General features: G+C 66.9%; 26 protein-coding genes. 8 read left to right on the top strand and 18 right to left on the bottom strand.

What is annotated here, in order from left to right:
* Position 1: 1 nt before the first annotated feature.
* The 3 genes from AC0KW6_RS09565 to AC0KW6_RS09555 all read right to left on the bottom strand — a co-directional run bounded on the left by AC0KW6_RS09565 (position 2) and on the right by AC0KW6_RS09555 (position 2,068).
* On the bottom strand, positions 2 to 379 hold the full coding sequence (locus AC0KW6_RS09565) for a hypothetical protein (protein WP_323776474.1): 378 nt from the start codon (positions 377 to 379) through the stop codon (positions 2 to 4).
* A 12-nt stretch (positions 380 to 391) separates the two neighbouring features.
* On the bottom strand, positions 392 to 1,153 hold the full coding sequence (locus AC0KW6_RS09560; protein WP_323776476.1) for a DUF6478 family protein: 762 nt from the start codon (positions 1,151 to 1,153) through the stop codon (positions 392 to 394).
* A 99-nt stretch (positions 1,154 to 1,252) separates the two neighbouring features.
* Positions 1,253 to 2,068, bottom strand: a complete 816-nt coding sequence (locus AC0KW6_RS09555) for a hypothetical protein (RefSeq protein WP_474034782.1) — start codon at positions 2,066 to 2,068, stop codon at positions 1,253 to 1,255.
* A 155-nt stretch (positions 2,069 to 2,223) separates the two neighbouring features.
* On the opposite strand from AC0KW6_RS09555, the gene AC0KW6_RS09550 reads away from it, so the two are divergent.
* The 3 genes from AC0KW6_RS09550 (at position 2,224) to AC0KW6_RS09540 (ending at position 5,545) form a co-directional block, all read left to right on the top strand.
* Positions 2,224 to 3,150, top strand: a complete 927-nt coding sequence (locus tag AC0KW6_RS09550; RefSeq protein WP_474034781.1) for a lysostaphin resistance A-like protein — start codon at positions 2,224 to 2,226, stop codon at positions 3,148 to 3,150.
* 62 nt (positions 3,151 to 3,212) lie between these two features.
* Positions 3,213 to 4,163, top strand: a complete 951-nt coding sequence (gene accD, locus AC0KW6_RS09545; protein WP_323776482.1) for an acetyl-CoA carboxylase, carboxyltransferase subunit beta — start codon at positions 3,213 to 3,215, stop codon at positions 4,161 to 4,163.
* Positions 4,164 to 4,273: 110 nt separating this feature from the next.
* Positions 4,274 to 5,545 (top strand): bifunctional folylpolyglutamate synthase/dihydrofolate synthase, encoded by a 1,272-nt coding sequence (locus tag AC0KW6_RS09540; protein WP_474034780.1) that lies wholly within the window; start codon positions 4,274 to 4,276, stop codon positions 5,543 to 5,545.
* Positions 5,546 to 5,719: 174 nt separating this feature from the next.
* Here the strand turns inward: AC0KW6_RS09540 and AC0KW6_RS09535 are convergent, their stop codons facing one another.
* Together AC0KW6_RS09535 and zapE are read right to left on the bottom strand one after the other, a co-directional pair.
* Positions 5,720 to 6,625: a bestrophin family protein gene (locus AC0KW6_RS09535; RefSeq protein ID WP_323776486.1), complete on the bottom strand. Its 906-nt coding sequence runs from the start codon at positions 6,623 to 6,625 to the stop codon at positions 5,720 to 5,722.
* Entirely contained in the window at positions 6,622 to 7,698 is a 1,077-nt protein-coding gene (gene zapE, locus AC0KW6_RS09530; protein WP_323776488.1) for a cell division protein ZapE, read from the bottom strand. The genes AC0KW6_RS09535 and zapE overlap by 4 nt, the downstream gene beginning before the upstream one ends.
* A gap of 184 nt (positions 7,699 to 7,882) precedes the next feature.
* Between zapE and AC0KW6_RS09525 the strand changes: the two genes are divergently transcribed.
* On the top strand, positions 7,883 to 9,139 hold the full coding sequence (locus tag AC0KW6_RS09525; RefSeq protein WP_474034779.1) for an MFS transporter: 1,257 nt from the start codon (positions 7,883 to 7,885) through the stop codon (positions 9,137 to 9,139).
* A 126-nt stretch (positions 9,140 to 9,265) separates the two neighbouring features.
* On the opposite strand, the gene AC0KW6_RS09520 is transcribed toward AC0KW6_RS09525, so the two are convergent.
* The 9 genes from AC0KW6_RS09520 to mbfA all read right to left on the bottom strand — a co-directional run bounded on the left by AC0KW6_RS09520 (position 9,266) and on the right by mbfA (position 18,253).
* Positions 9,266 to 10,201 (bottom strand): alpha/beta fold hydrolase, encoded by a 936-nt coding sequence (locus AC0KW6_RS09520; protein WP_474034778.1) that lies wholly within the window; start codon positions 10,199 to 10,201, stop codon positions 9,266 to 9,268.
* A complete protein-coding gene (locus AC0KW6_RS09515) occupies positions 10,198 to 11,115 on the bottom strand; it encodes an ornithine cyclodeaminase family protein (RefSeq protein WP_474034777.1) in 918 nt (305 codons plus the stop codon). Before AC0KW6_RS09515 ends, AC0KW6_RS09520 begins: the two co-directional genes overlap by 4 nt.
* Before the next feature lie 33 nt (positions 11,116 to 11,148).
* Positions 11,149 to 11,769 carry an HAD family hydrolase gene (locus AC0KW6_RS09510; protein WP_474034776.1) on the bottom strand — a complete coding sequence of 207 codons (621 nt, stop codon included), beginning with the start codon at positions 11,767 to 11,769 and terminating at the stop codon, positions 11,149 to 11,151.
* Positions 11,770 to 11,774: 5 nt separating this feature from the next.
* Positions 11,775 to 12,737, bottom strand: a complete 963-nt coding sequence (locus AC0KW6_RS09505; RefSeq protein ID WP_474034775.1) for a DMT family transporter — start codon at positions 12,735 to 12,737, stop codon at positions 11,775 to 11,777.
* A 230-nt stretch (positions 12,738 to 12,967) separates the two neighbouring features.
* Entirely contained in the window at positions 12,968 to 13,423 is a 456-nt protein-coding gene (locus AC0KW6_RS09500) for a YaiI/YqxD family protein (RefSeq protein ID WP_474034774.1), read from the bottom strand.
* Positions 13,420 to 14,928, bottom strand: coding sequence for a Si-specific NAD(P)(+) transhydrogenase (gene sthA, locus AC0KW6_RS09495; protein WP_474034773.1), 1,509 nt, complete (start codon positions 14,926 to 14,928; stop codon positions 13,420 to 13,422). Before sthA ends, AC0KW6_RS09500 begins: the two co-directional genes overlap by 4 nt.
* Before the next feature lie 18 nt (positions 14,929 to 14,946).
* Complete coding sequence (fghA, locus tag AC0KW6_RS09490; RefSeq protein ID WP_323777581.1) at positions 14,947 to 15,780, bottom strand: S-formylglutathione hydrolase; 834 nt, start codon at positions 15,778 to 15,780, stop codon at positions 14,947 to 14,949.
* 266 nt (positions 15,781 to 16,046) lie between these two features.
* A complete protein-coding gene (locus AC0KW6_RS09485; protein WP_323777579.1) occupies positions 16,047 to 16,982 on the bottom strand; it encodes an AEC family transporter in 936 nt (311 codons plus the stop codon).
* A gap of 296 nt (positions 16,983 to 17,278) precedes the next feature.
* Positions 17,279 to 18,253: an iron exporter MbfA gene (mbfA, locus tag AC0KW6_RS09480; RefSeq protein WP_323777576.1), complete on the bottom strand. Its 975-nt coding sequence runs from the start codon at positions 18,251 to 18,253 to the stop codon at positions 17,279 to 17,281.
* 147 nt (positions 18,254 to 18,400) lie between these two features.
* Here mbfA and AC0KW6_RS09475 point away from each other — a divergent pair, with 147 nt between their 5' ends.
* Positions 18,401 to 19,018: a TetR/AcrR family transcriptional regulator gene (locus AC0KW6_RS09475; RefSeq protein WP_474034772.1), complete on the top strand. Its 618-nt coding sequence runs from the start codon at positions 18,401 to 18,403 to the stop codon at positions 19,016 to 19,018.
* Between the two features lie 30 nt (positions 19,019 to 19,048).
* On the opposite strand, the gene AC0KW6_RS09470 is transcribed toward AC0KW6_RS09475, so the two are convergent.
* On the bottom strand, positions 19,049 to 19,525 hold the full coding sequence (locus AC0KW6_RS09470) for a cytochrome c (RefSeq protein ID WP_474034771.1): 477 nt from the start codon (positions 19,523 to 19,525) through the stop codon (positions 19,049 to 19,051).
* Positions 19,526 to 19,637: 112 nt separating this feature from the next.
* Between AC0KW6_RS09470 and AC0KW6_RS09465 the strand changes: the two genes are divergently transcribed.
* The 3 genes from AC0KW6_RS09465 to AC0KW6_RS09455 all read left to right on the top strand — a co-directional run bounded on the left by AC0KW6_RS09465 (position 19,638) and on the right by AC0KW6_RS09455 (position 22,562).
* Complete coding sequence (locus AC0KW6_RS09465) at positions 19,638 to 21,332, top strand: Y-family DNA polymerase (protein WP_474034770.1); 1,695 nt, start codon at positions 19,638 to 19,640, stop codon at positions 21,330 to 21,332.
* Positions 21,333 to 21,412: 80 nt separating this feature from the next.
* Entirely contained in the window at positions 21,413 to 22,102 is a 690-nt protein-coding gene (locus AC0KW6_RS09460; protein WP_474034769.1) for an ArsR/SmtB family transcription factor, read from the top strand.
* Positions 22,103 to 22,217: 115 nt separating this feature from the next.
* Positions 22,218 to 22,562 carry a DUF2794 domain-containing protein gene (locus tag AC0KW6_RS09455; protein ID WP_474034768.1) on the top strand — a complete coding sequence of 115 codons (345 nt, stop codon included), beginning with the start codon at positions 22,218 to 22,220 and terminating at the stop codon, positions 22,560 to 22,562.
* Positions 22,563 to 22,657: 95 nt separating this feature from the next.
* On the opposite strand, the gene AC0KW6_RS09450 is transcribed toward AC0KW6_RS09455, so the two are convergent.
* The 3 genes from AC0KW6_RS09450 to AC0KW6_RS09440 form a co-directional block, all read right to left on the bottom strand.
* Entirely contained in the window at positions 22,658 to 23,482 is an 825-nt protein-coding gene (locus AC0KW6_RS09450; protein ID WP_474034767.1) for a C40 family peptidase, read from the bottom strand.
* Positions 23,483 to 23,486: 4 nt separating this feature from the next.
* A complete protein-coding gene (locus AC0KW6_RS09445; protein ID WP_474034851.1) occupies positions 23,487 to 24,869 on the bottom strand; it encodes a leucyl aminopeptidase family protein in 1,383 nt (460 codons plus the stop codon).
* An 85-nt stretch (positions 24,870 to 24,954) separates the two neighbouring features.
* Positions 24,955 to 25,314, bottom strand: coding sequence for a hypothetical protein (locus tag AC0KW6_RS09440; protein ID WP_323777585.1), 360 nt, complete (start codon positions 25,312 to 25,314; stop codon positions 24,955 to 24,957).
* Positions 25,315 to 25,408 lie beyond the last annotated feature (94 nt).

The following is a 25,408-nucleotide window of genomic DNA, read 5'->3' as shown; positions in this document are numbered from 1 at the left end:
CTCAGGTGGTTTCCAGGCAGTGGCGGCGGAAGGCGCGTTTCAGCATGTCGAGTTCTGCCCGCAGCAATTCGACTTCGGCGCGCAGATCGTCCGCCACGGCCTCGCCGGCGATCAGGGTGAAATCGCCCAGCCGGGTGCTGTCCGCGGCATCAAAGATCACAAAAGTCTGCACCCCGTCGGCCAATGCTTCGGCGGGGACCGGCACCGAGATCAGCCATTCGCCGCCTGCCTGGCCTTCGTCCAATTTTGCATCGGCGACCGGCTGATCCTGGAACATCACGGAAATCTCCGGCCGCGCGCCGCTGGCGGGGGCGTTGCTGATCCGGCCCTCCCAGATGCCGTTGCGGAAGCGGATTTTGGTCAGTGACAGATCGCTCATGGGGCAGGGTCCTCAGATCGCGGCGCGGCGGTGGCGCGAGAAGGTCAGGTCGCGCAGGATCACCTGGTTCAGATCAGGTGCTTCGAATATCAGATCAAGCCAGATCTTTTCGATCCGCTTTTCGTTCAGCTTGGAATAGGCCAGGTCGAACTCCGCCACGATGTTCTTTTCCTCCTGCGGCAGCTCGCGCACGATCTGTTCGGTATTGGGGCCGTGCTGGATGTTGAGCCGGGCGAAAATCTCGATCGGCTTTTCGGATTCGATGATGCTGTCGATCCGCAGCAGGTGCTGCCGGGTGATACCATCGGCAGCGGCCGGCGGCAGGTCGATGACCAGCGACAGGAACGAGCCGTCGAATTTGAACACATCCATGCGCAGGCCGAAAGGGGCGAGATCCTCTTCGCGGGTGTTGCGCAGCTGGCGCAGGGTCAGCTCGGAAAAGGCGCAATCGTGGAACAGCTGCACCTCATCGCCCAGCCGGGCCTTGGCGGGCACCGAGGACAGCCCGCGTTCCGGCAGCGGTCCGCGCCACAGTTCCGGGCGCCAGGACCAGTCTGTGCCATGCGGGCGGGGAAAGAAGGAGGAGCCGATCTGCGGCAGCGCCAGACGGCCGTCGGCGGTGTGGATCAGCCGGTCCAGATGGGTGCGCAGCTGGCGGGCCTGATTGCGCTGGCGGCGCAATTCAGACAGCGGCGCGCGGGCCGACTCTTCAGCGGCTGCGCGCCAGCGGCGCAGGCTGCGCAGGTGCAGCAGCCGGTCCATGATCCTGCCCATCGTGCTCTCTCTTGCCTGTTGCGCCGTGTTGCGCCGTGTTGCGGAGACCGGCCCGCGCGGCAATGCGGCGGGCGGTGGCGCCAGTGTAACCGCTGGAGGCTATTGAAATAAACCGGCAATCCGCTGGCCAAGCCCGCGTTTTTTGCGCTGCGCAGGCGTGGCGGCTGTTTCCGCGGCGGCCGCCGCGGGCCGTGCCAGGGGCCGCAGGGACTGCCGGGGGCCTTTGGGCAGCACCGCGCCGGCGGCCTCAAGATCCGGCAGCGTGGAGGCCTCCAGCGTGCGGTGGGTCACTTCGTTCAGCAGCGCCGCACCCTGGCGGCCCAGGGCGCGGCTGCCCTCCGGTGCATAGAGCGCCAGGGCGACCAGATGCCGGTCGAGCACAAAGGCGCCGCGCCAGTGAACCGGGCTGGCGCCTTCGGCGACGGCTTCGGGAAACTCCAGCCGGACCAGCGGCAGCAGCTGGTCGTTGCGGGTCTCCAGCAGCGTGGCGCCGGGGAACATGGCCACGATATCAGCCGCTTGCGGTGCCAAGGCGTCCTGTTCCGCCGGACCGATCGAAGCGGTCAGCACGGCCGCATTGCGGGATCCGAACCAGCGGTTCCGGTGCAGCCGGCTGCACGGGGCCATCAAGGCAAAGCCGCCGGTTTCATCCGCGGTGCTGCTGCGCCGGTCAAAGCAGTAGCTTTCCGGCGCGGCCAGCAGCACGCCGCCGCCGGCAAAGGACATGACCTGGCCGAGAGGCGACTGCGCCTGGCCGGCATCGCGGGCGGCAAAGGACATGCTTTTGGGGGCGGGGCTGCATCCCGCCAGGGCCAGCGCGGCCAGCACGGCAGCGGCTGCAGCCTTGCGCAGTCTGGGCGTCTTTCCGCCGGGGCGCGGAAAAGACACAGGTTTTCCGTTGCTTGATCTGGTCACTGCTGTCCCTGCCAGTCTTGTTTTTTGCCGATTTCATTACGGGCAGGCCTGCTGCGCGGCAAGTGTGAACCGCGCGCCGGGCTGTCTGCCTTGCCATGGCGTTGCAGCAATGCATAACGTTGGCGCAAATTGCCGCCTTTCCAGCCGGAGGACACATGCCGCACAGGCGCAGCGACGGCCACAGTGACGGACACAGGGACGGGCCGGGCTACCGGGCGCATGAAGCCTTGGTGCGCTTTGCCCGGAGGCAGCCGCAGCTGTGGCGGCTGCTGTTGGGGCTGGGGCTGGTGGCGGCGGTCGGCTTTGCGATGACCGCGGCGCTGCAGGTGGCGGTGGCAGGCCTGTTCCCCGGTGCCTGGCTGCAGGGGCTGGCCGACGGCAGCACGCCCGGCGCCATGCTGGTGCTGCTGGGCAGCTTTGCCTTTTTGACGCTGGGCGTTGCGATGGCGGCGCGGCTGTTTCACCAGCGCAGCTTTGCCAGCGTGACCGGGCATCTGCGGCCGCTGCTGCGGCAGTTCGCCAGTGTGGGCCTGTATCTGACAGGGCTGAGCGTGCTGATCATGCTGCTGCCGCCCTACAGCATGGGGCCGCCGATGACCCCGAACCTGCCGGTCTGGACCTGGCTGGGCCTTCTGCCCGTATCCGTTGCCGCGGTTCTGGTGCAGACCTCCTCGGAAGAGATCCTGTTCCGCGGCTATATCCAGCAGGCGCTGGCGGCGCGGTTCCGCAGCCCGGCGGTGTGGCTGCTGGGGCCTTCGGCGCTGTTTGCGCTGGGGCATTACCTGCCTGCCGAGGCCGGGGACAATGCGCTGATGATCACCGGCTGGGCGGGGCTGTTCGGGGTGCTGATGGCGGATCTGACGGCGCGGGCCGGCACCCTGGGGCCGGCAATGGCGGTGCATTTCTTCAACAATGCCGCGGCGCTGCTGCTGTTTGCCTCGCCGACCAGCCTGAACGGGCTGGCGCTGTATCTGATTCCCTTCGAGATGGCCGATGTCCAGGCGCTGCGCCCGTGGATGGCTGTCGACATTGCCCTGATGCTGGTCAGCTGGCTTTGCGCGCGGCTTGCCATACGCCGCTGATTGCAATTGCGGCAAATGCGCCTTATCTGGGGGCAAACCGCGCCCCCGGAGAGGCAAGCACTATGAACTGGATCACCAACTACGTCCGGCCCAAGATCAACTCGATCTTTTCGCGCCGCGAAGTGCCCGAGAACCTTTGGCAGAAATGCGATGAATGCGGCACCATGCTGTTTCACCGCGAGCTGAGCGACAATCAGAATGTCTGCACCAGCTGCGGCCACCATATGCATATCACGCCGCGCGACCGGTTCACTGCGCTGTTTGACGGCGGTGTGTTCACCGAGGTCGCGGTGCCGGAACCGCTGGCCGATCCCTTGAAGTTCAAGGATCAGAAGAAATACCCCGACCGGGTGAAAGCGGCGCAGAAGAAGACCGGCGAAAAAGACGCGATGCTGGTGGCCGCGGGCGAGATCGGCCGCACCCCGATCATCGCTGCCGCGCAGGATTTTTCCTATATGGCCGGCTCGATGGGCATGTATGTCGGCAACGCCATCATTGCCGCGGCTGAAGAAGCGGTGAAACTGGGCCGCCCGCTGGTGCTGTTCTCGGCCGCCGGCGGCGCCCGGATGCAGGAGGGCATCCTGTCGCTGATGCAGATGCCGCGCACCACCGTGGCCGTGCAGATGCTGAAAGAGGCCGGGCTGCCCTATATCGTGGTGCTGACCCATCCGACCACCGGCGGGGTGACGGCGTCTTATGCGATGCTGGGGGATGTGCATATTTCCGAACCCAACGCGCTGATCTGCTTTGCCGGCCCGCGGGTGATCGAGCAGACCATCCGCGAGAAGCTGCCCGAGGGCTTCCAGCGCGCCGAGTATCTCTTGGACCACGGCATGCTGGACCGGGTGACCCCGCGCACCGAGATGCGCGAAGAGCTGATCACCATCACCCGGATGCTGATGGGCCTGCCGCCGCAGGTGGTGGGCGACCTGCCCTCGCCGGAGGAGGACGCACCCGCCAAGGCCGCAAACGCCCCGGCGGATGGCGCAGTCAGCGAAGAAGCAGCCGAGTAATCCGGCTTATATTGAAACGCCCGGCCGTCAGGCCGGGCAGCGCCCGTCCTCAACAGGGCGGGCGCTGCTCTTTGCCAAGTAAGACTTCGAGTTCAAACAGGACCAGGCTGATGACCCAGACCTCCGACGCGATCCTTGCCCGCATGATGGCGCTGCACCCCAAGATCATCGACCTGACGCTGGACCGGGTCTGGCGGCTGCTGGCCGCCCTGGACAACCCGCAGGACAAGCTGCCGCCGGTGATCCATCTGGCAGGCACCAATGGCAAGGGCTCGACCCAGGCGATGATCCGGGCCGGGCTGGAGGCCATGGAGAAAAGCGTGCACGCCTATACCTCGCCGCATCTGGCGCGCTTTCACGAGCGGATCCGGCTGGCGGGCGAGCTGATTTCCGAGCCGCATCTGACCGAAATCCTCGACGAGTGCTATGCCAAAAACGGCGGTGAAAACATCACCTATTTCGAGATCACCACGGTGGCGGGGCTGCTGGCCTTTGCCCGCACCCCGGCGGATTACACGCTGCTGGAAGTGGGCCTGGGCGGGCGGCTGGATGCGACCAATGTCATTGACAAGCCCGCAATCAGCGTGATCACCCCGGTTTCGATCGATCATGAGCAGTTCCTGGGCGACACGCTGACCAAGATCGCCACCGAGAAAGCCGGGATCATCAAGCGCGGTGTGCCGGTTGTCGCCGGCCCGCAGCCGGAGGAAGCGATGGCGGTGATCGAAGCCGCCGCCGCCCGCCTTGGCGCGCCGCTGATCGCCTGCGGCCAGCAGTGGCATGTGCATCAGGAGCATGGCCGGCTGGTGTTCCAGGACGACAACGGCCTGCTGGACCTGCCGCTGCCCGCCCTCCTGGGCGCGCATCAGGTTCAGAACGCGGGTGCGGCGCTGGCGGCGCTGCGCCATCTGGGCGCCGATGAGGCGGCCTGCGAAGCGGCGATGAAAAACGCCGAATGGCCCGCCCGGATGCAGAAGCTGAAAACCGGCCCGCTGGCCGAGGCGGCACCGGAGGCCGAGCTGTGGCTGGACGGCGGCCATAATGCTGCCGCGGGCCTTGCGCTGGCCGAGGTGCTGGCGGGTCTGCCCAAGCGCCCGACGCATTTGATCTGCGGCATGCTGAACACCAAGGATGTGAGCGGCTACATGGCGCCTCTGGCGCCGCATGCCGCGAGCCTGACGGCAATTTCCATCCCGGATGAGGTGAACACGCTGAGCGCCGAAGACACCGAGGCTGCCGCCAAATCGGTGGGCATCGCGGCCGCCACCGCAGAAAACACCATGGCTGCGCTGCAGGCGATCATCGCCAGCGACCCGCAGGCGCGGGTGCTGATCTGCGGCTCGCTCTATCTGGCAGGCCATATCCTGCGCGAGAACGGCTGAGGCTTGCGGCCGTGGCGGGGGAGGTTCTCCCGCCCGGCTTCGATCTGACGATCTCATCCGGTTGGGCCGGGCGCCGCTGGTGCGGCGCTGGCCGCTTTTCATCTTTCCAGAAGTACTCCGGGGGTGAGGCCGTGAGGCCGAGGGGGCAGCGCCCCCTTGTGCCGCCGGGCCCTCCTAGTCCAGAACGTAGTTCACTGGCTCCAGCTTGGGCGGCACCGGGCGGCCGAGGGCGTTGCAGACCGAGATTTCCATCACCCGGCACATCGCGCTGAGGGGGACGGAATTGGCCTGTTCGCGGAACGGGTGTTCCAGCTCATGCGTCACTTCGGCGAGGCCGAAGAACACATAGGCCACCACCGCGGCGACCAGCGGTTCAAACCAGCCGGCACTGTCCAGCAGGGCAAAGGGCAGCAGCAGGCAGTAAAGATAGGTCGTGCGCCAGACCAGCAGCGAATAGACAAAGGGCAAGGGCGTGGTCAGCAGCCGCTCGTTGCCGGCCTGCGCCGCGGGGAAGGCGGCCAGCCGTTCGGCCAGGGCGCGCTGGCCGAAGCCGTCGATGCGGCCGTCCTCTGCCATCGCGCGCAGCCGGGCCGCAATGTCGCGCAGGGCGGCGTTGGGGCTGTTTTCTGTCTGCATCAGCAGGTCTGCGTCTTCCGGCCCGACCCAGTGCCGGACGCTGTCCGCCACCTCGTCGCCGCGCAGCTGGGCGCGGTGCAGGTGGTGGAAGGCCAGGATGCGGGTGAGGATATAGTCCTCGTCCGGGCCCTGGCCTGCAAAGATGCGCAATTCCTGCGCCAGGCTGCGCACGTCCGACACCATCCGGCCCCAGATCTTGCGCGCTTCCCACCAGCGGTCATAGGCGGCGTTGTTGCGGAAGCCGAGAAACAGCGACAGCGACAGGCCGAACACCCCCATCGCCCCGACTGGGATCTGCGGCACCGCTACCACATGGCGGTCCAGCATCAGCACCACAGCCGCCCAGAGCGCGGCGCCGGTGATATTGGGCAGGATGCGCGGCACCACCGAGCCGTTCAGGATCAGGAAGATTTCCCACCGGCGGGGGGTATGACGGACGATCATGGCGCTGCGGCTCCCCAGTCCTTGTCCTGCATCTCGCGCAGGCGGGAGGCGGTGCGTTCGAACTCAAAGGTGCCTTCACCCTCGACATAGAGCATTTCGGGCTGTGCGGCGGCGGAGCAGATCAGCCGCACCTTGGCCTCGTACAAAGCGTCGATCAGGGTGACGAACCGCTTGGCCTCGTTGAAATTGTTGCGGCTCAGGCGGGGGATGTCCTCGAGCACCAGCACCTTCAGGGCTTCGGCGATGGCCAGATAGTCGCCCGGCCCCAGCATCTTGCCGCAGAGGTCATAGAAGCTGGCCCGCGCGACGCCGTTGCGGAAGGCGGGCAGGGTCACCTCGCGGCCCTTCACCTGCAGTGTCAGCGGCGGGGCATCGCCGCCGCCGGAGAGGTCCCGCCAGATCGCCCGGATCTGCGCCCGGGCCTCGGTGTCGACGGGGGAGAAATAGACCTGCGCGCCGGTCAGCCGGTGCTGGCGGTAGTCAGTGGGGCTGACCATTTCATGCACCGCCATATGGTCCTTGATAAGGTCGATAAAGGGCAGGAACAACTGCCGGTTGAGGCCGTTCTTATAGAGGTCGTCCGGCACCCGGTTGGAGGTGGTGATCACGGTGACGCCGGCGGCAAACAGCGCCTCGAACAAACGTCCCACGATCATCGCATCGGTGATGTCGATGATCTGCATCTCGTCAAAGGCCAGCAGCCGCACCGACTCTGCGACCTCTGCCGCGGCGGGCGCCAGCGCGTCCTCGGCGCCCTGCTGGCGGGCGGCGTGCATCCCGGCGTGGATTTCCTGCATGAAAGCGTGGAAATGCACCCGGCGCGCGGGGATGCCGTCGAGGCTGTCGACGAATATGTCCATCAGCATCGACTTGCCGCGGCCCACCCCGCCCCAGAGGTAGAGCCCCTGGACCGGTTCATATTCCGGCTTGCGGAAAAAGCCGCGTTTCACCGGCGGTGCCATCAGCCCTTCGGCGATGCGGTCGAAATGGGGCAGCACGGCCTCCTGGGCCGGGTCAAGCGTCAGCTCGCCTGCGTCGATCTTCTGCCGGTACAGCGTGGTCAGATGGGTCATGGGGAAGGGATAGCGCGGGGCGCGGGGGATGGGAAGCGGCGGATGCAAATTCCGCGCGGCGGCCCAAGCGGTGTACCGGGCGGCAATGGAATAGATCAGAAACCCTTAACACTGCGCGCAAAAATCCTGATTTGACGCCTGGGGAAATATGCTTAGTGTCGCCCCGATATTCAGGAGAGACGCCATGGACCGTTCCGCGCCGTTGTTTACCCCGGTTCTGATTGCGGGGTGCATCATCATCATGATGAGCTTTGCGGTGCGCGCGTCCTTCGGGGTGTTCCAGATCCCGATTGCCGAGGAGTTCGGCTGGCTGCGCTCGGAATTCTCGCTGGCGATTGCGATCCAGAACCTGGCCTGGGGCATCGGCCAGCCGGTATTCGGCGCCATTGCCGAGAAGATCGGCGACCGCAAGGCGATCGTCATGGGGGCCGTCGTCTATGCCGCCGGGCTGGTGCTGAGTGCCGGGTCCACGACACCGTTTGAAATGCAGGCCTATGAATGGCTGGTGGGGTTCGGCATTGCGGGCACCGGTTTCGGCGTGGTGCTGGCGGTTGTGGGGCGGGCAAGTTCTGACGAGAACCGGTCGATGTCGCTGGCGGTTGTCACCGCGGCGGGCTCTGCGGGCCAGATTTTCGGCGCGCCGGCGGCGGAGTGGATGCTGGGCTTCCTGCCCTGGCAGATGATTTTCCTGATCTTTGCCGGTGTGGTGCTGGCGCTGATTGCGACGCTGCCGCTGATGCGCGCACCGGAGACGGCCGGCCGGGCCGAACTGGAAGAGAGCATGGGGGCGATCCTGATCAAGGCGTTCAAGGATCCGTCCTATACGCTGATCTTCCTGGGCTTTTTCAGCTGCGGCTATCAGCTGGCTTTTGTCACCGCGCATTTTCCGGCTTTTGTCACCGAGATGTGCGGGCCGATCCTGCCGGGCGGGGCGCTGTATTCCATCGGCATCACTTCAACCTCGGCGCTGGGGGCGGTGGCGATCTCGCTCATTGGCGCGGCCAATGTGGGCGGCACTTTGCTGGCGGGGTACCTGGGCAAGCGGTATTCCAAGAAATACCTGCTGGCGGCGATCTATACCGGGCGGACCATCGCGGCGGCGGCGTTTATCATTTTTCCCATCACGCCGCTGAGCGTGATCATCTTTTCAGTCGTGATGGGGTCCCTGTGGCTGGCGACGGTGCCGCTGACCTCGGGGCTGGTCGCGCATATTTATGGCTTGCGCTATATGGGGACGCTGTACGGGATTGTCTTTTTCAGCCACCAGCTGGGCAGTTTCCTGGGCGTCTGGCTGGGCGGGCGGATGTATGACATCTACGGTGATTACACCACGGTCTGGTGGATCGGCGTGGGCATCGGCGCCTTCAGCGCGATTGTGCATCTGCCGGTGAAGGAGCGGCCGCTGCGGGCGGCGGCCCCGGCGGCCCCGGCAGCCGGGTAAGGCCGGCGGTCCTCTGCGGGGCAGCGCAGGGAGCGGGGGGCTGCCCGCCGCCATCGGGTCTGAACCCATGGCGCAGCAATGCCGGACCCCGGAGTATTTTTTGAAAGATGAAAACGGCGGGGCGGATCAGAGCAGGCCGCGGCGGTGGTTTTGGGCGATGATCTGCAGCACTTCCTCGGTGTGGGTATAGGGCAGGCCGTGGCCGGCGCCGGGGATTTCCTCCTGCCGGATCGAGCGGGCGTGTTCGGCCAGGCGGCCCGGTGAATTCGGCGGGATCACCGCGTCCTCTTGGCCCCAGATCGCCATCACCGGCACCCCGTGGCTGTGCAGGCGGCGGTGGTCTTCGGTGAAATCCTCGTTCAGGATTCCGCGCAGCGAGGACAGCACGGCCGGGATGTAGCCGCGGCAGGCCAGCTCCCTTTGCTGCAGATCGGTGATGCCGGGGACCGAGGAGGGCAGTTTGCGTTCGGCGTTGGTGCCGCGGATGTGCAGGGCGGGGAAGAGCGCGTGCATCAGCCAGTCGCCAAGGCCCGGGATCTGGCGGATCATCCGTGTCAGGCGGCCCGGGCTGGTGCCGAAACCGGCAGGGGCCAGCAGGATCAGCTCGCGCAGGCGGCCGGGGCTGGCGGCGGCAAAGGCGGTGGCGATGGCGCCGCCCATGGAATAGCCGATCAGGGTGATATCATCGTCAACCTCCTGATCCGCTAGCAGCTCTTCGAGCTGGGAGGTGAAGAAGGCCCGGTCCTGCAGGCCCGCGGGGCGGTCCGAGTAGCCGCGGCCGTACAGATCGTAGCTCAGCACCCGGTAGCCCATGGCGGCCAGCCCCTGCGCCACCCCGTCCCAGACAAAAGACGGCGTGGTGAGGCCGTGGACGCAGACCGCGACGGGGCCGCGCAACGGTCCGTTCCAGCGGTAGTGGGTCAGCCCGCCGGAGAGCCGGGCAAAACTGCCGGGGGCGGATTGCCGGGCCTTGGCATTCATCGGTTTGCGCAGCTGTTCCCGCAGCAGCGGAAAAAGGATCAGGATCAGGATGGCGGCAATCAGTGCCGTCAGCCAGCTCATGCTGCGGCTTTCCATTTCTGCAGGATGTGGTGGCTGGTCATCAGATCCAGATGGGCGCCGCCGCCGTTTTTGAACAGGGTGATCCGGTCCGCACCGAAGGCGGGGAACCGGCCGAGGCTGTAGAAATCGGCCAGCACGTCGCTGCGCTGGATGATGCCCTGTTCCAGCGGGGTCTTGAATTCGCCGATGTGGTCCAATGTGGTGTCGAAACTGTCGCAGTAGATTTGCGCGCGTTTCAGTGCTGCGTCATCGGCCTCGCGCATGTCGGGGCGGTAGGCGCCGATCAGGTTGAGGTGCTGGCCGGGGCGCAGCCATTCCCCCTTGATCACCGGCTGCGATGACATGGTGCAAGTGACGATGATGTCAGCGCCGCGCACCGCCGGTTCCAGATCGGCGGCGTGCCGGGTGCCGGGGTACTGGGCGCAAAGCTCCTGCGCCTTGGCGGCGGTGCGGTTCCAGACCCGGATCTGCGCCTGCGGGAAACCGGCGCCGAAGGCCTCGATCAGCGAGGCGCCGACGGTGCCGGCGCCCACGATCAGCACCTCCTGCGCGTCCGGGTCGGCCAGCCGCAGCGCGCCAAGCAGGCTGTCGCCCGCGGTTTTCCATTTGGTGACCAGGTGGAAATCCACCAGCGCCTCGGGGGTGCCGTCCTGGTCGGAGTAGAGGCAGACAGAGCCGTTGATCATCGGCTTGCCGGCGTCCGGGTTGCGCGGGAAGATGTTGGCGGTTTTCACCGCCAGCCCCAGCCCGTCGATCCAGGCGGACCGGCTGAGCAGCGTGTCGGGATCGCGGTAGAGGAAGGTGTCGCCGATTTCCGCCTTGGGCAGATCGTGGCTGGCGGCCAGCGCCTCTGCAAAGCCGACCCAATCGAGCAGCGCCTCGCCCTCTTCGAAGCCAATGTATGGAATGCTCATCCGTGCCTTATCCTGTGTCTGTTGCGGGCCGGGTCAGGCGGCCTCTTGTTCTGTCAGCAGCCGCTCCTGCACCAGCCGTGCGGCGAAAGGGCCGGGGGTGGTGAACAGATGGGTCTGCCAGCCGCGCAGGCGCGCGGCCTCGATGTTTTCGGGGCGGTCGTCGGTGAACAGCAGGTTCTCCGGAGCAACCCCGGTTCCGCCTTCCAGAATGGCATAGATTTCCGGCTCTGGCTTGATGCATTTCAGATGTGCGGAGACACATGTGTGGTCGAAGCCACGCAGGAAAGAGTAGGTCCCGCAGGCGGTCTCAAAGGGCTCGGTGCCGAAGTTGCTGAGCGCGAAGACCGGGATGTCCTTGGCCTGCAGCGCCTGCATCAGCCGGACAGAATGCGCGATGGCGCCTGGCACCATCTGCAGCCAGCAATCATGCCACCAGCGGATTTCTTCGGCCCAGGCGGGGTGGGCGTCCGCCAGCGCATAGACGCTGCCGCGGAACGGCGCGCCGCGGTCGATCTCCAGGTTGACGGCATGCAGCGGAACCTCTGCAAACAGCTGCCTGCGCCGGGCCGGGCCGATACGGCTGTCATAGAAACGCTCAGGCTCCCATTCGATCAGCACCCGGCCAATGTCAAAGACGACGGCATCAATGGGCATGCGGGTTATCCTTCTGCGCGCGGGCGGGGCCGCGGGACGGGGCGGTTGCGGCGGGTCTCGCGCCAGACCGAAACCAGACCGGAGGCGATGATCAGGCTGCTGCCGGCCCAGACCGCCGGGTCAGGCCATTCGTTGAAGATCAGCACGCCCCAGAGCACCGACATCGGCATGGCGATATATTCAAACGGGGCGGCGAGGGCGGCCTCGTTCATGCGGTAGGCCTGGGTCACCAGATAGCCGCCGATGGAGCCGGCCAGGCCGACGCCGATCAGATAGGGCCAGTCTTCGGGGGCGGGCCAGATCCAGGCGCGCAGGATAAAGTCCAGCGCCGGGCTGCCGCCATCCGCAAAGCGGCCGTTGCCGAACAGGATCCCGGCCAGCGCGCTGACGATCAGAAAGCCCAGCATCGGGAAAAAGGCCATGGTCGCGCCGGATTCCACGCTGCCGGCGCGGCGGGTCAGCACATGCAGCGTGGCATAGCCGCAGGCGCCGAGCGCGGGCAGCAGCGCCGCGGCCTGGAAGGTGCCGGGACCGGGGCGCATGATGATCAGAACGCCGAGGAAGCCGGTGGCGACCGCGCCCCAGCGCCACGGGCCCGGCCGTTCGCCCAGAAACAGTGCCGACAGGGCGGTGACGATCAAGGGCGTGGCAAAGGCAATCGCCACGGCTTCGGCCAGCGGCAGGATGGCAAGACCGGTGAAAAAGCAGATATTGGCAAACAGCACCGCAAGGCAGCGGGCGAAATGCAGTTTCGGCTGGTGGGTGCGCAGCAGGTGATAGCCGCCTTCCAGCGGCAGGATCACAGCGAGCATCACGCCGAGCGCCACCACTGAGCGGAACAGCACCACCTCATAGAGCGGGTAGTCGCCGGACAGGAACTTGAAGGTCATGTCGATGACGGAAAAGGCAATGCCGGCGCCGGCGGCTGCGAACAGGCCGGGAACGCTGATCTTTATCTCTGCGCTCATTTGTGTCCCCCCTTTGTGCTGGCCTTGATCAGTGGCGGATTTGATCCAAGCGGGCAATGGGGCGGGGGGCGGAAAGATGCAATTTTCCGCCGCAGTACGCCGCAGTACGCCGGGGGCAGGGCGGGGAGGTTCAGCAGTTTCCCGGGTGTGCGGCGGCCTGATCAAGCCTAAAGGCCAAGCCGCGCTGCCGCGCTGCCGCGCGGTCCGCTGCGCGGAGCCTTGACCTGCGCTCAGCCCGCCTTGGCCGCCCGGAGCTCCCGTTCCAGCGCGTCCAGAAAACGGGAGCGATCGGCCTTGGTAAAGCCCTTGCCGCTGCCGCCGGCACCCAGCGGGTTGGCAGCGCGCAGGTCCGCCATCAGGTCGCGCATCGCCAGCTGCTGGCCGATGTTGGCCTCCGTGAAGCGCTCGCCGTTGTGGCGCAGGACGCGGGCGCCGGCCTCAATGCATTTGGCGGCCAGCGGGATGTCGCCCGTCACCACCACATCGCCGGGGCCGCAGCGGTCTGCGATCCACATGTCGGCCACATCGGCGCCTTCCGCCACGATCACGTTCTCCACCAGCGGGTTCTGCGACGGGCGCAGCCCGCCGTTGGAGACCACGAACATGCGCAGCCCGTGCCGGGTGGCGACCCGCTCGGCCTCCGCCTTGACCGGGCAGGCGTCGGCGTCGATGTAAAGCGCGATCACTCTGCCGCCTTCTTCCCGGCCTCGGGCTTTGTCTCCGCCGCGGCCGCGGCCTCGGCCTTGGGGGCGGGTTTGGCCTTGCGGGCGGGTTTTTTCACCTTGAACTCCTCCGGGATCGGCATCCGGTTGAAGGCGTCGAGACCGGCGATTTTATACGCCTCGGCCAGGGTCGGATAGTTGAAGGTGTTCTGCACGAAGTAATCCACCGTGCCCTTGAGGTTCAGCACCGCCTGGGCGATGTGGATAAGCTCGGTGGCGCCTTCACCGACGATCTGCACGCCCAGTACCCGGCGGGTTTTCAAGGAGAACAGCATTTTCAGCATGCCGTGCTCCAGCCCCATGATGTGGCCGCGCGAGGTTTCGCGGAAGCGGGCGACGCCGACCTCATAAGGGATGCCACGCTCTTGCAGCTCTTCCTCGGACATGCCGCAGGTGGAGATTTCCGGCACCGAGTAGATGCCATAGGGGTACCAGGGGCTTTCCGGCAGCGTCGGGGTGTCGAGCGCATGGCAGGCGGCAACCCGGCCCTGCTGCAGCGAGGTCGAGGCCAGCGACGGATGCCCGATCACATCGCCGGCGGCATAGATGTGCGGCACCTCGGTCTGGTAGGTCTTGCGGTCGACGCTCAGGCGGCCGCGATGGTCGGTCTGCAGCCCGGTTGCGTCAAGATTCAGCGAGGCGGTGGCGCCCAGCCGGCCGGCCGCAAACAGCAGCATTTCGGCGCGCACGCGGCGGCCGTTGCTGAGGATCACCTCAACATATTCGCCGGCATCCTCGATGGTTTCAACCGCAGCGCCAAGCCGCAGGTCGACGCCGTTTTCGCGGATCTGGTGGGTGAATTCCTGGATCAGGGTCTTGTCGATGAAATCCAGGAAGCTCTCGCGCGGCTCGATCAGGGTGACGCGGACGTCAAGGGCGGCGAACATGGTGGCATATTCCACCCCGATCACGCCGGCGCCGATCACCACCAGCGAGCGCGGAATATCCGCCATTTCAAGGAAATCATCGCCATCGACCACGGTGCGGCCATTGAACGGAACATAGTCCGGGCGGTAGGTGCGGGTGCCGGTGGAGATCAGGAATTTCTCTGCCGTCAGCCGGGTGGTTTCGCCGGCTTCGGTGGCGATCTCCACTTCGTTCGGGCCGATGAATTTGGCCAGCCCCATCAGCGTGTCCACATGGTTGCGGTTGAACTGGTGCTCCAGCACGTCAACCTCGTGGTCCAGTGTCTTGTGCAGGCGCGCCTTCAGGTCATCGGCGAGGATGTCATCCTTCACCCGGTAGGAGCGGCCGTAAAAGCTGCGTTCGCGCCAGCCGGAAAGGTTCAGCACGGTTTCGCGCAGGGTTTTTGACGGGATGGTGCCGGTATGCACCGACACCCCGCCGAGACGGTCCTTGCGGTCGATCACCAGCACCCGGCGGTGCAGCTTGCCGGCCTGGATGGCAGCGGCGCGGCCCGAGGGGCCGGAGCCGATGATGATCAGGTCATAATCAAAGTCTTCACTCATGGCCGCGTCCTTTGTTGCTTAGGTCTGGTACAGCGCGTCGGCATGGAAGGAGACGTGCTCCTCCATGAAGGTCGACACGAAGAAATAGCTGTGGTCATAGCCCGGCTGCATCCGCAGGGCGGCCTGCTGGCGGCGCTCGGCCGCCGCGTGCGCCAGCGCCTCGGGCTTCAAGAGGTCGATGAACTGGTCGCTGGTGCCGGTGTCGATCAGGATCGGACCGTCAAAGCCTTTTTCGCGCATCAGCAGGGTGGCGTCGTGTTTGGCCCAGGCGGATTCATCACCGCCCAGATAGGCGTGCAGCTGCTTGCGGCCCCAGTCTGAGGCCGTGGGGTTGCAGATCGGCGCAAAGGCGGAGACCGATTTGTAGCGGCCCGGCAGGTTCATCGCCAGGGTGAGCGCGCCGTGGCCGCCCATGGAATGGCCGGTGATCGCCTGGCGGCTGAGGTCGATGGCGAAGTTTTCGCCCAGCAGCGCGGGCAGTTCCTCGGCCACGTAGTCCCACATGCGGAAATGCGGCGCCCAAGGGGTCTGAGTGGCGTTCACATAGAAGCCCGCGCCCTGGCCCAGGTCGTAGGCGTCATCATCGGCCACGCCTTCGCCGCGGGGGCTGGTGTCGGGGAAGACGATGGCGATGCCCTGCTCGGCGCACCAGGCCTGGGCGCCGGCCTTGGTCATCGCGTTTTCATGGGTGCAGGTGAGGCCCGACAGGTACCACAGCACCGGCACCGGGCCGTCCTTGGCTTCCTCCGGCAGGAACAGGCCGAATGTCATATCGCCGCCGGTGGCGCTGCTGGCGTGTTTGTAGACGCCCTGGGTGCCGCCAAAGGCGCGGTTCTCGGAAACGGTTTCCATCGGTAAGGCTCCTTAATTCTGTTAGCTCTACCGCTATCCGCAGTTGGCCTCAGGGTCCAGCGGGTGGGCGGCAGCAATGCCGGTTTTTGCGGCACGAGGCTTGCGAAACCGCAAACATTCGGACTGCAGGCCGGGGGAGGGCTCCCGCCCGTCGCAGCAGCATGGCGCAGGAAGATGGGGCAGGTTCCGCTCCGGCCAGCTGCGCGCTGGCGGCAGCCAGGGCGCCCTGCGGGCGCGGGCGCTTTCCGGGGCGGGCGGGGGGCGTGTCAGGAGACCCAGGCGATCACCGCAGGCACGGTGACGATCGACAGCACGGTCGAGATCAGGATGGCGGCAGAGGCCCGCTGCGGCGCGACGCCGTAATGCTGCGCCAGCATGTAGACATTGCCCGCAACCGGCAGCGACGCGGCGGCGATGGCCACCGCGGCGGCGAACGGCGCGGCGGGGATCAGCCACAGCACGGCGGCGGCGACGCAGGCCGGGTGCAGCACCAGTTTGGCAAAGCTGAGCCAGCCGGAGACCTGGACCCTTTCGGCAGATTTCGAGGCCAGCGAGGCGCCGATGGCAAACAGCGCGCCGGGGGTGGCGGCGCCGCCGAGGATGGTGAGAAAGTCGTTTGCGGGCGCGGGGATCGGCCAGGCAGACGCCGACCAGGCAAGGCCTGCGCAGATCGACAGGATCATCGGGTTCTTCAGCAGACCCAGCCCCACCAGTTTCAGCGTGGCCAGCTGCACGCCCGCTCCCTGGCCCTGGCCGCGGCCGGTGTTGATCAGAATGACAATCAGCGAGGAGAACACCACCAGATCGACGCTCAGCACCACCATCATCGGCGCCACGGAGGCAGGCCCGAACAGGATCGCCATCATCGGCAGCCCCAGGAAACCGACATTGCCGATCGCGGCGCATTGCGCCTCGACCGCTGCGGTGGGCATGTCCAGCCCGCGGACCCAGGCCACGGCGGTCACCAGCAGGTAGACCGCCAGCGTGCCGGCCAGGTAGCCGAGAATCAGGGCAGGATCGAAGATTTCGGCAAAGGACAGGTTGGCGGCAAAGCCGAAGATCATCGCCGACAGCGGGAAGTAGAACACGAAGCGGGTGAGGTAGGCGGTGGCGTCCTCGGTGAAGAAGCGGCTGCGCCCGGCCCAATAGCCAAGGCCGATGATTGCGAAGAAGGGAAGGGTGCGGAAGAAGATTTCGGCCATGGGGCGAACTGGTAACGGGATTTGACCAATTGGCAAAGAGCCTTTTGCCGCGGGGAAGGCGGGAGGCTCCCGCCTGTTCAGGGCATTCCGGAGAATGCCCGTCGCAGTTGGGGGTGGCCCCGTGCGCTGCACGGGGCAGGGTTGCCGCCGGGACGCGGTCTGCGGGCCGCTGCACCTTGAGCGCGCCGCCTCTGTTGCGAGGCCGTCCCGCAGCGCGCCAGCGCTGCCGGGCCCAACCGGGGAGGGGCAGGCTGCGGCTGCTCCGGCGCGGGCGGGAGTGCTGCCGGTGCCGTGTCTCAGCCGCTGCCGATCAGCGCGCCTGCGCCCAGCACCAGCGCGCCGCCCAGCACAACCTGCATCGCGGCGCGCCAGAACGGGGTTTGCATGAAGCGGTTCTGGATCCAGGCAATCGCCCAAAGCTCCACAAAGACAATCAGCAGGGCGAGGGTGGTGGCGGTCCAGAAGTCCGGGATCAGATAGGGCAGGGCGTGGCCGAGGCCGCCGAGGGTGGTCATCACCCCGGAGGCCAGCCCGCGTTTGACCGGCGAGCCGCGGCCGGAGAGTTCGCCGTCGTCCGAGGCCGCCTCGGTGAAACCCATCGAGATGCCGGCCCCGACCGAGGCCGCCATGCCGACCAGAAAGGTGGTCCAGGTGTCCTGGGTGGCAAAGGCGGTGGCAAAGATCGGCGCCAGGGTGGAGACCGAACCGTCCATCAGCCCGGCCAGCCCCGGCTGCACCCAGGTCAGCACGAACTGGCGGTGGGCAGCGCGGTCCTCGTCCGCGCGGGTGTCCGTATCCAGATGCGTGTCCTGCAACTCGCCCGCGAGGGCCTGATGGCCGGCCTCGGCTGCGGCCAGATCGCCCAGCAGCTTGCGGGTTGCGGCATCCTGCGTCCGGGCGGCGGCGGCGGTGTAGAAGCGCTCGGCGTCGCGCTCCATCGCGCGGGCCTCGCCGCGGATGCGGTCGAGGCTGAGGTTTTCCATCAGCCAGACCGGGCGGCGGGCATAGAAGCCCGCCACATGCTCGCGCCGGATCAGCGGAATTGCCGGCCCGAATCGTGCCTGGTGCAGGTCGATCAGCCGGGCGCGGTGCTCGTCTTCTTCTGCCGCCATGCCGTCGAACATTGCCGCCGATGCAGGATATTCGGCGCGCAGCCGTTCCGCATAGCCGCGGTAGATCCGCGCATCATCTTCTTCTGAAGCAATTGCCAGGGCCAGAACCTCTTGCCCGGTCAGCTCTGCAAAGCGCTTGCGCTGGGTGAAAAACCGCATCATCTGCCCTCAATTTAGAATTGTTCTAACTATACCCCTTCCGCGCGCCGCCGCAAGACTCAACGGGTAATGCTGTTGCAAAGCGGCGGCGCGGATTACATTAGGGTCAGACCGTGCTGCCTGCAGCCCGTATCCCGAGGAGCCCGCATGAACCAGCAAGCCAGCGTCCTGCGCACCGGCCGGAAATTCGATCAGGTCCTGGCAGGGGCCCGCGCGGTTTTCCTGGCTGACGGGTTCGAGGGGGCGAGCGTCGACAAGATCGCCAAGGCGGCGGGCGTGTCCAAGGCGACGCTGTACAGTTATTTCCCCGACAAGCGGGTGCTGTTCATGGAGGTGGTGCGTTCGGTCTGCGGGCAGCAAGCGGATGCCTCGCTGGATCTGGAAACGGGCTGCTGCGGCCCGCGGGAGGTTCTGCGGGCGGCGGCGGAGCGCATTCACGGCGCCTTGCTGGGCGGTTTCAGCCTGCAGCTGTTCCGCATCTTTGTGGCCGAGGCCGACCGCTTCCCTGAGCTGGGGCCGATGTTTTATGAGAGCGGGCCGATGGTGATGCACGCGGAGATCCGCGATTATCTGGAACGGGCTGCGGAGCGGGGCGAGCTGGCCATTGCGGATGCCGATCTGGCCGCCGCGCAGTTTGCTGAGCTGTGCAAGGCGGATATCTTTCTGCGCTTCCTGTTCAAGATCGACGGGACCTTCAGCGAGGCCGAGCGCGAACGGGTGATCAGCGGTGCAATCGACACTTTCCTGGCGCGTTACGGGGTTTGAGCGGACCCTCCCGGCCGCAAGCCGGAACGGTCAGTGGGTGGTGAAGGCGTTCGGCGTGTTGCGGTAGGTCTCGTGGCAGCTGAGGCAGCTTTGCACCAGGCTGGGCAGGGTGCGGCGCAGGGCGGGCAGGGACCGGGTGCTGAGGTTGCGGGCGGCTGCTTCGGCGCTGTCTGCGCGGGCTTTGAAATCTTTCCAGCCGTGCCAGATCGAGGGCCGCGCATGGGAGCGCGGATCCATCTGGGCCTTCTTGAAATGCTTGCGGATTGCGCCGGTGGATCTGATCAGCTGCCGCCGCGCCGCGCGGGCCCTGTCCCGGTCGAAAGAGCTGCGCCCGGCCATCATGCCGGTCAGCACATCCATCGCCGCCTTTTGCGAGGTCATCAGGGCCATTCTGTGTGTCACATGCTTGCTGTCGCCGTCCCTGGCTGTGACCGGAGCGGTGCTGCCAATGGCAAGGGCTGCGAGGAGTGCCATGAAGGCAATGGTTTTGAACAGGCGGATGCTCATCGGGCTGCCCCCGGGCGGATCGGCCGAATCGCATGACAGGAACAAAATAAGAACATATGCTGTGGAACTCCTGTAATCCGCCGCCTGCCGGCCCCTGCTGCCCGATCTGCCCATGCCCCACCGCCGCATCTTATCGCTTTGGTTTCCGCGCCTTGGCGCCGAACGTATCATGCGGGCAGAGCGCGGCGGCATTGCCGGGCCGCTGGCTGTTGCCGGGGAAGTGTCCAACACCCAGGTTATTTCTGCGTTAAACACGGCGGCTTCGGCGGAAGGTTTGCAGCCGGGCCAGCCGCTGCGCGATGCCCATGCGATGTGTGCGGGCCTGGTGGTGCGGCCGCGCAACCGGGCGGCTGAGGCGGTGTTCCTGGCCGCCCTCAGGCGCTGGGCCGGCAAGTTCAGCCCCTGGGTGGCAGCGGCCGGGGAGGACGGGCTGACCATCGATCTTACCGGCTGCGCGCATCTGTTCGGCAGCGAGGCGGCGCTGATGGCGGCGGCGGGGCAGGACTGTGCAGAGATGGGCCTGAGCGTGCAAATGGGGCTGGCGGATACCCTGGGTGCGGCCTGGGCGCTGGCGCGCTACGCGGGCGAGGACGCGGCGCCGGACCGCTCGGGCGATGCCATCGACCAGGAGGCCCGCGCGACCCGGTCCCGGGCGCAAAAGCGCCGCCCGCGGCAAAGCGCCGAACGCCGCCACTGGACCCGCGGCGGTGCGGCGCCGCAGCTGCAGGCGCCGCCGCCGCCGGAGGCGGGGCGGATTGCGGAACCGGGGCAGGCTTACGGCGCGCTTGGGCCGTTGCCGGTGGCGGCCTTGCGGCTGGACGGCGCCACGGTGGCGCAGCTGAACCGGCTGGGGTTGCGGCGGATCGGCGATCTGCTGGGGCAGCCGCGGGCCGGCCTGGCGCGCCGGTTCGGCCGCGGGCTGGTCTTGCGGCTGGATCAGGCGATGGGCAGCGCGCCGGAGCCGGTCTCGCCCGCGCGCAGCCCGGATCATTTTGCGGTGCGGCTGACCCTGCCGGAGCCGATCGGGCTGATGGAGGATCTGCTGGCGGGGATCGACCGGATGCTGCCCAGGCTGTGCGCCCGGCTGGAAGCGCGCGGCAAGGGCGCGCGGGTGCTGCGGCTGGAGGCGCACCGCTGCGACCAGGAGATGGAGGCCGTGACCCTGGGCCTGGCGCGCGCCAGCCGTGAGCCGGACCGCATCCGGCCGCTGTTGGAGATGAAGCTGGAGCAGATTGATGCGGGCTATGGCATCGACATGCTGCGGCTGGAGGTGCTGCAGGCCGAAGCGATCCACGCCCGCACCCCCGCGGGCCATATGCAGGCGGGGGCCGCGGCGCGGGCGCGGCAGGAGGACGGCGCGGCGCTGGAGGATCTGATCGGCCGCCTGGGCGCGCGGCTGGGGCTGGAGGCGATCACCCGGTATCACCCGGCAGCGAGCCATATTCCGGAAAAGGCTTTTACCGTGCAGGCGGCAGCCTGGTCGGAGCCTGCCGCCGGAGGCACCGGGGACTGGCCCGTGCCGCCGCGGCCGCGGCCGCTGCTGCTCTGGCGGCCCGAGCTGGTCACCGCGCCGGAGCGGCCTGAGGTGCCGGAGCGTTTCCGCTGGCGGGCGCGCGACTGGGAGCTGGCCGGGGCCGAAGGGCCGGAGCGGATTGCGCCGGAATGGTGGCTGGAGGACCCGGAGTGGCGCAGCGGCGTGCGCGATTACTGGGTGGTGGCGACCCGCAGCGGCGAGCGGCTGTGGCTGTTCTTTGCCCATGGCGGCGCGCTGTCGCCGGGCTGGTTCTGCCATGGCTCGTTTGCATGAGGGGACAGGCGGGAAACAGTTCGCTGCGCGGCGAAGGGTTTTGCTTGGGCCTGCCGGAAGGACGCGGGTAGAGTGCAACCATGATCACACCGCGTTTCGACATTCTGGGCCAGGCCATCAGCGACGCCAGCCGCACGCAGATGCTGTGCGAGCTGATGGAGGGGCGCGCCTATACCAACAAGGAGCTGGCGGCGGCAGCCGGGGTGACGCCGCAGACCGCCTCGGCGCATTTGCGGCTGCTGCAGGATGCCGGGCTGGTGGTCGCCGAAAAGCGCGGCCGCTGTGTCTATCACCGGCTGGCCGGGCCGGAGGTGGCGCATGCGCTGGAGCAGCTGGCGGCGATTGCGCCCGCAGACAGCCTGCACCGGGCGCAGCAGCGCAAGGCGGGGGATCTGGCACAGCTGCGCAGCTGCTATGACCATCTGGCCGGGCCTTTGGCTGTGGCGATGACCCGGGCGCTTCTGGACCGCGGGATGCTGCGGCAGGAACACGGCGCCTTTTGCGCTGTTCCGGCCGGCGAATGGCTGAAGCTTGGGGTTGTTCTGCCTGACAAACCGGGCCGCCAGCCCTTTGCCCGGCCCTGTCTGGACTGGACCGAGCGCAAGCTGCATGTGGCGGGGCCGATGGGGCGGCTGATGCTGGATCACGCCCTGGACAGCGGCTGGGTCAAGCGCCGCCGGCACAAGCGCGGGCTGGCGCTGACAACGCCTGGAGCACGCGCGCTGGAGCAGGTTCTGGGCCTCAGCTGCGGCGGGCTGGTGGCGGCCTGAGGCAGGCCCGAGCGGGCTGAGAACAGGGGGCAGAGCCTGTGCGTCTTCTGCATCACAGCAAAATTCGAAGCGGATAAACCTTGATTTGCCCGGGAAACGGCGCAACCTATACACTATGAGCTTTGATCAGGTGCAGCCTTTTCCCGGATCTTCCTACCCTCAGCAAGTCGCGTTTGACCGGCGGGAACTGTCGGTCATTATGACGTTGTACGGCCGCATGGTCGCGGCGGGGGAATGGCGCGATTACGGGATTGCCTGCCTGCGTGATCTGGCAGTTTTTTCCATCTTCCGGCGCACCGCAGAGCATCCGCTTTACCGGATCGAAAAGCGCCCCAGGCTGCGGCAGCGGCAGGGGCAGTATTCGGTGGTGGGCATGGACGGGCACATCCTGAAGCGCGGCGCCGATCTGAAGACCGTTTTGCGGGTGCTGGAGCGCAAACTGATCCGGTCTGTGGACTGACGGGTGCGGCTGCTGCCGCAGAGGGACCGGAAAACTCAAATTTTCCGGTCAGAAAACTTCGCAAGATTTTCACTGCCTGCGGCGGCTGATGCCGGTCACGCCAGCCGTTTATGTGCGGTGACCGGGCCGTCGCCCTGGGCCTGGATCCGTTCAACCGCCTCTTCTATGGGGTCGATCGCCACCGCCATATCATGCGCGTTGGCGTGGATCAGAGTGCGGGAGTCCCGCACCAGCGCCACATGGCCTTTCCAGAACAGCAGGTCGCCGCGCTGATAGTCTTTGGATGCGGCTGCCTCTCCCAACTCTGCCTCCTGCATGCCGCTGTCGCCGGGGCAGGGCAGGCCGCAGGCCAGCAGCGCCGCTTGCACCAGGCCGGAACAGTCGATGCCGAACCGGCTGTTGCCGCCCCAGAGGTAGGGGGTGCCGAGAAACAATTCCGCCACTGCCGCCGGATCCGCGGCATGGGCGCCCAGCGGCGACAGGTGGCGGGCGGGAATGTACCCCAGATTGGTGTCAAGAAACCGTCCGGTGCCGCCCAGGACCTGCACCCGGCTGCCATGGCTGAGCGCCTGCGTCTCCGGCGATTTGAAGTCATCCGCCGAATAGCTGTGGGTCGCCGGGGCGCTGACCCAATGGGTGGCTTCAAACGGCGCTGTAAGGGCCGTGCCGGGCACATATCCGACGTAGGAATCCTTGGCGGCTTGCACAAACGACCAGCCGTTCCGGTCCTCGTAGACGGTCACCGGCTCGCCATAGAGAAGCTGCCGGTCGCGGGCGCCGTCCGGCGCGCGCAAAAGGTCCGCAACCGGCACCCCGATGCGGGCAGCGGTGCCCGCGACCAGGTCCAGGCCCGCGGGCGCATCTTTCAGATGCGCGGCGGCGATGCGGGTATTTATGGGCGTGCGGCGTTGGTCTGGCATGGGATCACAGCTCCAGCAGGCCAGGCAGCGCCGCAAACAGGGCGCGGGCCCCCTGCAGGGCGCCGCCCTTGGGGCGGCCGGGGGCGGCGTTGGGGGTCCAGCCGTAGATGTCGAAATGCATGTAGCGGGCATCGCCGGCAAAGCGGCGCAGGAACAGCGCGGCGGTGATCGAGCCTGCAAAGCCGCCGGAGGGCGCATTGTCCAAATCCGCAATGCCGGGTTCGATCATGGTCTCGTAAGGGTCATAAAACGGCATCCGCCAGACCGGGTCGGCGGTATGCGCGGCACTGGCCGACAGGGCTGCGGCATCGGTATCGCGGTCGGTGTAGAAGGGCGACAGGTCGGGGCCGACGGCGACGCGCGCGGCACCGGTGAGGGTGGCCATGGAGATCAGCAGATCCGGCTCTTCCTCGGCGGCCAGCGTCAGCGCGTCGGCCAGCACCAGGCGGCCCTCGGCGTCGGTGTTGTTGACCTCGACCGTCAGCCCCTTGCGCGAGGTCAGCACGTCGCCGGGGCGGAAGGCGGGGCCAGAGACGGCGTTTTCCACCGCCGGAATCAGCACCCGCAGTTGCAGCTTCAGCCCGGCGGCCATGATCATCCGCGCCAGCCCCAGCACATTGGCGGCGCCGCCCATGTCCTTTTTCATCAGCGCCATGCTGTTTCCGGGCTTCAGGTTCAGCCCGCCGGTGTCGAAGCAGACGCCCTTGCCCGCCAGGGTCAGCCGCGGCCCGGCGCTGCCCCAGCGCAGCTCGATCAGCCGCGGCGCGCGGTCCGAGGCGCGCCCCACCGTGTGGATCAGCGGAAAGTTCTGCGCCAGCAGATCCTCGCCCAGAATGGTAGAGGTCTCGGCGCCGAATTCTTCTGCCAGGCCCTCGGCGGCAGCCTGCAGCTCTGCAGGGCCCATGTCGGAGGCGGGCGTGTTGATCAGGTCGCGGGTCAGGCATTCGGCGGCGGCGAGGGATTCCACGGCGCCTGCATCCAGACCATCCGGCGCCACCAATGCGGCGGTCTGTGCCGCGTTTTCCTTGTAGCGGTCAAAGCGGTAACCGGTCAGCAGCCAGCCCAGCGATTCGGTTGCGGCAGCTTCCTGCGGCAGGCCGGAGGCGATCCGGTAGGTCCCGGCGGGCAGTTTCGCGGCGGCCTCGGCCAGCACAAAGCGCAGGCGCGTGCGCGCGGCGGCATTGCCATAGCCGGCCAGGGCCATTTCAAATGTGCCATCCGCCGCCGGCACGGCCAAAGCCTGGCCGCAGGCGCCGGTGAAGCCCTGCGCCGTTGCCCAGGCCTGAACACGCTGCGGCTGGCTGGAGAGCCAGCTGTCGAAAGTGTCGCTTGCGATGACATGCACAGGACAGGCGTCCGGGCTGGACGCGGCAAAGACGGGCGGCATGGGCATACTCCGGTTGCGGATCAGTAATGATGCGCCAGAGTAGCCGCCGCAGCGCCGCCTGCAAGCCCTGCCGGCCGCGGATCTGTCAGATCGTCATGTCCTGCTGATCCCAGACCGCGGTCAGCGAGCGTTCGCCCACCCGCATCAGCCGGAACAGGATCGCGGCCACCGCCGGAGCATCCTCGGCATCAATGGCCACGGTCGCATCCCTGGCAATGGCTGACAGCGCCGTCATGCCGATCTGATCGGCCATTGCGATCAGCGACCGGGCGCTTTTGCGCAGGCTGACCATGTCGTTCTGCCGCCAAAGCCGCTCGCAATGCGTCAGGCGCACGGCCATTTCTTCGACCGCCCGGCAGACCACATCTTCGGCACCGGCTTCGCCGAGCTGATCGTAAAGCGAAGAGAGTTTATTAGGATCAAGGCACACTTTTTCCGCGTGCATCACTGTTAAAATATTGGCCACCACATTCACCCAAGTTGTATGTACCCCCACGGCACAACTGCCAATTTGGACCCGACAAGTTTTCAAAAGGTTT

It is taken from the genome of Leisingera sp. SA215 (genome assembly GCF_055902035.1).
Note: the sequence above shows the minus strand (reverse complement) of the source record. Positions and strands in the feature narration are given on the sequence as shown.